This is a genomic window from Conyzicola sp. (assembly GCF_057073975.1).
In genome coordinates, this window is record NZ_JBXMIS010000030.1 from 22,026 (window position 1) to 28,491 (window position 6,466).

Consider the following 6,466-nt stretch of genomic DNA (forward strand, 5'->3'; position numbering starts at 1 on the left):
GTCCTTAAAAACGAGATCGAGCCTGCCGAAGAAATCTCGGCAGGCTCGATCACCGTACTAGCTCTAGTTGGCCTCGACTGCCTTCTTGCTGAGACGAAGGCCGCTCTCGGTGTCGAACACGTGGATGTGGTCGGGCTCCGGGGTGATGAAGACCTTCTCGCCGGCGTTCGGGTGGTTGCGGCCGTCGACGCGCACGACGATGTCGACACGGCGGTCGTCGATCGTGGTGTGGCCGTACAGGTAGCCGTCAGCGCCGAGCTCCTCGACGACGTCGACCTCGACCGGGAGGCCGGTGCCGCTCGTCGTGACCTTGACGTCTTCTGGGCGCACGCCGATGGTGACCTTCTTGGCCTTCGTGGCGCTCAGGGTCTCGCGGTCGACCTTCGCAACGGCGGTGCCGAACTTGAGGCCGCCGTCGACAACGTCGGCGTCGAAGAGGTTCATGGCCGGCGAGCCGATGAATCCTGCGACGAAGACGTTGACCGGTGCCGCGTAGAGGTCACGCGGGGTTCCGACCTGCTGAAGCACGCCATCCTTGAGAACCGCGATGCGGTCACCCATGGTGAGGGCCTCGGTCTGGTCGTGGGTGACGTAGACGGTCGTGACGCCGAGACGGCGCTGCAGCGAGGCGATCTGCGTGCGCGTCTGCACGCGCAGCTTGGCGTCGAGGTTGGAGAGCGGCTCGTCCATGAGGAAGACCTGGGGCTGGCGAACGATGGCGCGACCCATGGCAACGCGCTGGCGCTGGCCACCGGAGAGTGCCTTCGGCTTGCGGCCGAGGTATGGCTCGAGGTCGAGCAGCTTGGCTGCCTCGAGAACGCGGGTTGCACGCTCCTCCTTGGCGACGCCGGCGATCTTGAGCGCGAAGCCCATGTTCTCTGCCACCGTCATGTGCGGGTACAGGGCGTAGTTCTGGAAGACCATCGCGATGTCGCGGTCCTTCGGGGGAACGTCGGTGACGTCACGGTCGCCGATGAGCACGCGGCCGTCGTTGACCTCTTCGAGGCCGGCGAGCATGCGCAGGGACGTGGACTTTCCACAACCCGACGGTCCGACGAGGACGAGGAACTCGCCATCGGCGACCGAGAGGTCGAGAGCGTCGACCGCTGGACGGGTCGATCCCGGGTAGAGCCGGGTTGCCTTGTCAAAAGTGACAGATGCCATTATTCATTTCTCCTTCACCGGCAGGTACGTGCCGGACGATCCGTAGTGAATGGATGACAGTGTTTCCACCGCCACGCAAATTATGGCATAGAGCCGCATGGAGGCGCCGTGTGGCCAACTCCCAGCCACATCTCATACGATCGTCCGTGCGGTTGACCCGGCCGCCCACTCCACTTTTCTCCTGACCCTGTGAGGCTCGATGTCGTTCGGAAGCACGGACGGTCAGCCCGGCTTCGGCCAGCCTGACGGTAAGCAGCGCCGAGAAGAAGCACGCGAGAAGGCCAAGAGCATCCGCGAGCAGCACCGCAAGCAGGAGAAGAAGACCCGGCTCATCATCCAGTCGACGGTCATCCTGTTCTCGATTGCCGTCGTCGGAATCGTCGCGCTGATCCTCATCAACAGCATCCGTCCGACCGGTCCTGGCCCGCTCAACATGCGCAGCGACGGCATTCTCATCGGCGAGGACTTCGTGGCGGCCGAGACGGCAGCCACCCGATCGGGCGACGAGCCCATCGCCACGGTGCGCGACAGCGAGAGCGACGTGATCGCCATCGACATGTACATCGACTACTTCTGCACCATCTGCGGTGCCTTCGAAGAGGCCAACGGCAAGCAGATCGCGAAGTGGGTCGAGACGGGCGCGGCGACCGTCGAGATCCACCCGCTCGCGATCCTCGACCGTGTCTCGCAGGGCACGAGGTACTCGACCCGGTCTGCCAACGCGGCCGCGTGTGTCGCCAACTACTCACCGGATGCCTACTTCGCGTTCCACACCGCGCTGTTCGACAACCGGCCAGAGGAGAACACCGTCGGCCTCAGCGACGCCAAGCTCATCGAGCTCGCGACCAAGGCGAAGGCGACGAGAATGGCCTCGATCTCCGACTGCATCACAGAGCAGAAGTTCAAGTCGTGGGTGGCCGAGGCCAAGGAGCGCGCCCTCACCGGGCCGATTCCCAACTCCGACGTCGATGCCGTCTCTGGCACGCCGACGATCATCGTCAACGGCGTCAAGTACACCGGCGCGGCCAACGACGCCACGGCCTTCTCCAAGTTCGTGGTGCAGGCAGCGGGAACAGCATTCAACGAGGACGCGGTGCCGAGCCCGTCGCCGTCTCCCTCCGCCTCGCCCGCAGGCTGACGTCAGCAGACGGCGACGGAGCATCACTTCTCCGTGACCTTGCCCTGCTTGATGTGAAGTCGGCGCTCAGCCCGCTTGGCCACCGCTGAGTCGTGCGTCACGAGGATGAGCGTGATGCCCTTGTCACGCCACAGGCCCTCGAGCAGGTCCATGATCTCGTCGCGGGTCTCCTAGTCGAGGTTGCCCGTCGGCTCGTCGGCGAGCAGCACCTCCGGCTCCTTGACGAGGGCGCGGGCGATGGCGACGCGCTGCTGCTGCCCTCCGGAGAGCTCCGAGGGCCGGTGGGAGCCACGGTCGCCGAGGCCGACGCTCGCGAGTGCCTCTGCTGCCCGCCGACGGCGGTCGGCGGCCGGCACGCCGAGCGGGGCCAGCGCGGTCTCGACGTTCTCCTGAGCGGTCAGCGTCGGGATGAGGTTGAAGCCCTGGAAGACGAATCCGATCTCCTTCGCGCGAATAGCCGCGAGCCGGGAGTCGGGCATCGTCGAGAGCACGTCGTCGCCGAGCGTGACCGACCCGCTCGTCGGCCGCTCGAGCGCGCCGAGCATCTGCAGCAGCGTCGACTTGCCCCCGCCCGTCGGACCCTGGATGGCGATCATCTGCCCACGGTCGATGCGGAGGGTGACGTCGCTCAGCGCCGTCACCTTTCGTGAGGACTGCGTGTAGCTCTTCGAGACGTTGGTCAGTGTGTACATGGTTCTCTCCGTGGGTTCGTAGGGGTTGGGCGACGGCGCTTCACGCGACACTGCGAAGGGCTTCGGCGGGGCGAAGACGCGCGGCCCGCCATCCGCCGATCGCGCCGGCGAGGAGTCCGCCGGCGACCGCAAGGCCGACAGCGAGAAGGATGACGGCGCCGGTGATCGGAGCCTGCAGCGCGATCTCTGTGGCCGTCTCGGCCGCTGCTGCAGCATCCGGCGCACCGAAGCCCCCGCCACCGGGGCCGACCGGGCCCGCCTGCGCGACGACCGTCGTGGCCGACAGCGTGGGGGCGAGCGCGTTGATGATCGCAACGCCGGCGAGGCCGAGGCCGACGCCGAGGGCTCCGCCGATAAGGCCCTGGGCGAGGCTCTCGCCCGCGACCTGGCGCACGACGCGGCCGTTGCTCCAGCCGATGGCCTTGAGGGTGCCGAACTCGCGGGTGCGACGGCTCACCCCGGAGATGGTGAAGAGCACGGCGGTGAGGAACGCGGCGGCGAGCACGATGATCGAAAGCCAGGTTCCGAGCTTTCCGACCAGATCGGACGCGGTGCTCAGCGAGCCGGAGACGCTGGATGCGAGGTCGGCCTCCGTGCTCACCGTGGCATCCGGCAGTGCCGCCGCGAGGTCACTGCTGATCTGCTCGATGTCGGCGGAGCTGGCCGCCTGCACGTAGACGCTGGTCACCTGGCCGTCGAGCCCGGACAGCGACTGGGCGACATCGAGGGGGATGTAGGTGTTGGATGCCGTCGCGGCATCCGACGACGTCGACGAGACGATTCCGACGACCTCGAAGTCCGTTCCCCCGATCACGAGGGTGTCGCCAACTGCGAGCTCAGCGGAGGCTGCGTAGCTGCGGTCGACCATGACGACGTCGGCCCCGGTGTCGTCGCTCGTGAACGAGCGACCCTCGTCGAGCGAGACCGCGGTGAGCGGTCCGACGGTGGCCCCGCTCACGTCGATGCCCTCGACCGTGAACGAGTCGACGCTGAACGAGCTGCCGCCCGCGCCGTCCGCTCCGCCCTGTGCCGGAGGCTCTCCGAGTTGGCCGGGCTCCATGGCAGAGAAGTCGGGCATCTCGCCGTCGAAGGTCGAGTTGGTGAGGCTCAGGGTCGCTGTTGCCGCAGCGACGTTGTCGACGCCGAGTGCGGTGTCGAGGGCGCTCGCATCGAAGGTCGAGGTGCCGAAACCGGTGCTGAGGCGCGACTGGCTGAGCTCGGTGGTTCCATCGGTCGTCTGGCCGGATCCAGAGCCGAAGTCGAAGCTGGGCCGCTGGCCTTCTGCGGGTGCCTCCGGCTGCTGGGTGATGGTGACGTCGGTTCCGACGCCGTAGACGCTCGACAGCACGCTCGACTGGGCGTCGCGAACCCCCGCAGAGACGGCGTTGACGATGATGACAAGCGCGATGGCGAGGGCCATTCCGATCGCGATGATGGCGGTGTGCTTGCGGCGGTTGCCGAGCTCCCGCAACAGGTAGGTGCCGAACATGGTGCTCCTTGGATCGGGGACGGTGTGCCCCAGACGCTAGGGAGCGGGCCTATGGCTGCTTGTTGAGAAAGCTGAGGGAGTTCTATGCGATGTTTCCGCCAGCGACCGACGACCTCCGGCCGAGGCGCTGCCCGTGTCAGCCCGCGACGACACAATGGGAGCGTGACTCGTCGTGGATTGATCCTGTTCGCCGCCCTCGGGGTTGCGTGGGGAATTCCCTACCTCTTCATCAAGATCGCCGTCGGCGAGCTCGAGCCGGCGATGGTGGTGCTTGCCCGCTCGGGGCTCGCCGCGATCCTGCTGGTGCCGCTCGCGGTATTCAGACACGAGATCGCCCCGGTGCTGCGCCGCTGGAAGCCGATGCTCGCCTACACGATCGTCGAGATCGTGCTGCCCTGGTACTTCCTGAGCTCGGCCGAGCAGAACCTGCCGAGCTCGACGGCCGGCCTGCTGCTCGCGGCGGTGCCGCTTGCCGGTGTCGGCGTCGCCTTCCTGCTCGGTCGCCCCGCCAGCCTCTCGCCCCTCAACTGGGTCGGCATCGCCGTCGGCATGGTCGGGGTGGCCGCACTCGTCGGGCTCGACATCGGGGGCTCCGATCTGGGGAGTGTCGCCCAGATGGCCGTGGTCGTCGTTGGATACGCGCTCGGCCCCGCCATCCTGTCCCGCTGGGTTCCAGAGCTACCAGGCGTCGGTGTCGTCGCGGTCTCGCTCGCGGGCGCGGCCATCGCGTACATTCCCGTCGTGATTCTCACCGGCGCCTGGCCGACCGCCTGGCCGTCGGCGAACGCCACCGTCGCGATCGTGGTGCTCGCCGTCGTCTGCAGCGCGGTGGCCTTCCTGCTCATGGTGGCGCTCATCTCCGAGATCGGCCCCGTGCGGGCCACGACTATCACCTACGTCAACCCGGCGGTCGCCATTCTCGCCGGCGTGCTCGTGCTCGGCGAGAAGGTGACGGTGTGGACCATCGTCGGCTTCGTTCTCGTTCTCGCGGGCTCGTGGCTCGTCACGCAGAAGACGAGGGAGCCCGCGGCTGCTGTCGCGGACTCCCCGGTCGTCGATCGGCCGTAGCCGTCAGGTCACCAGGTCTCGCCGGCGGATCACCACTGCTGCGACGACCGACATCACCGAGGCGATGGCCAGCAGCATGACGACGGCACCGGCATCCAGTTCCTCTGCCGGCACGGCTGAGCTGTGGTGGAACGGGCTGGCGTTCTGCACCCACTCCGGCAGGTTCAGCAGTTCGCCGAACTGGCCGATCACGAAGCCGAGCACCAGCAGCCCCCACCCGAGCGCGATCGTGATGCGGGGCACCACGGCGAACGCGAGGGCCGTCACTGCCACGAAGACGAGCGCGGCCGGCGCATGAGCGAAGGCCGCTGCGGTGAATCGCCAGAAGTCCTCCGGGTTGCCTTCTGCCCTGGCCATCGCCGCCCCGGTTGCCGCTCCGGCGACAGCGCAGACGATGACGACCGATGCAGCAGAGACCACGAGCGTCGACGCGAGCCAACGCGACCGCGACACCGGTGCAGAGAGCAGCAGCTCTGCCCGACCCTCGGCCTCCTCCGAGCGGAGCCGGAGAACCGCCTGAACCCCTGCGGCGGCGGCGAGGACGCCGGCCATGCCGAGCAGGGCGGCGATGAAGACGTCGACGATGTCGGGGGAGGAACCGGGAACCAGGCGTCCGATCACCTCGGCGAGCGACCTGTTACTCTCGACGGCCTCGGCGACGACCGGGGCAAGGCCGCCGGCAATCGACCCGAGGAAGCCAACGCCGACGCACCATCCGATCAGTGACGCTCGCTGGGTGCGGATGGCGAGCCCGAGGGTCGATCGGCCGGTGCGCCGGGCCGTGGCCCGACCGCCACGCTCGGCGAAGACGCTGGATCCGAGGTCGCGTCGCGAGTGCAGCCAGATCGCCGATGCCGCGAGAGCCCCGAATCCGATGACACTGGCGAGGAGGGGCAGCAGGGTCGGCTCCGAGAA

General features: G+C 67.8%; 5 protein-coding genes and 1 pseudogene. 2 read left to right on the forward strand and 4 right to left on the reverse strand.

The window, feature by feature from the left end; translation table 11 throughout:
• Window positions 1-63: 63 nt before the first annotated feature.
• Window positions 64-1,164 (reverse strand): ABC transporter ATP-binding protein, encoded by a 1,101-nt coding sequence (locus tag AC14A7_RS02570; RefSeq protein ID WP_484006321.1) that lies wholly within the window; start codon window positions 1,162-1,164, stop codon window positions 64-66.
• Window positions 1,165-1,363: 199 nt separating this feature from the next.
• On the opposite strand from AC14A7_RS02570, the gene AC14A7_RS02575 reads away from it, so the two are divergent.
• Window positions 1,364-2,302 carry a DsbA family protein gene (locus AC14A7_RS02575; protein ID WP_484006322.1) on the forward strand — a complete coding sequence of 313 codons (939 nt, stop codon included), beginning with the start codon at window positions 1,364-1,366 and terminating at the stop codon, window positions 2,300-2,302.
• Window positions 2,303-2,325: 23 nt separating this feature from the next.
• Here the strand turns inward: AC14A7_RS02575 and AC14A7_RS02580 are convergent.
• Together AC14A7_RS02580 and AC14A7_RS02585 are read right to left on the reverse strand one after the other, a co-directional pair.
• A pseudogene (locus AC14A7_RS02580) lies at window positions 2,326-2,994 on the reverse strand (ABC transporter ATP-binding protein).
• 40 nt (window positions 2,995-3,034) lie between these two features.
• Complete coding sequence (locus tag AC14A7_RS02585) at window positions 3,035-4,483, reverse strand: ABC transporter permease (RefSeq protein ID WP_484006323.1); 1,449 nt, start codon at window positions 4,481-4,483, stop codon at window positions 3,035-3,037.
• Between the two features lie 162 nt (window positions 4,484-4,645).
• On the opposite strand from AC14A7_RS02585, the gene AC14A7_RS02590 reads away from it, so the two are divergent.
• A complete protein-coding gene (locus AC14A7_RS02590) occupies window positions 4,646-5,551 on the forward strand; it encodes a DMT family transporter (protein ID WP_484006324.1) in 906 nt (301 codons plus the stop codon).
• A gap of 3 nt (window positions 5,552-5,554) precedes the next feature.
• Here the strand turns inward: AC14A7_RS02590 and AC14A7_RS02595 are convergent.
• A partial coding sequence (locus AC14A7_RS02595; RefSeq protein WP_484006325.1) for an ABC transporter permease subunit occupies window positions 5,555-6,466 on the reverse strand: 912 nt, incomplete at its 5' end.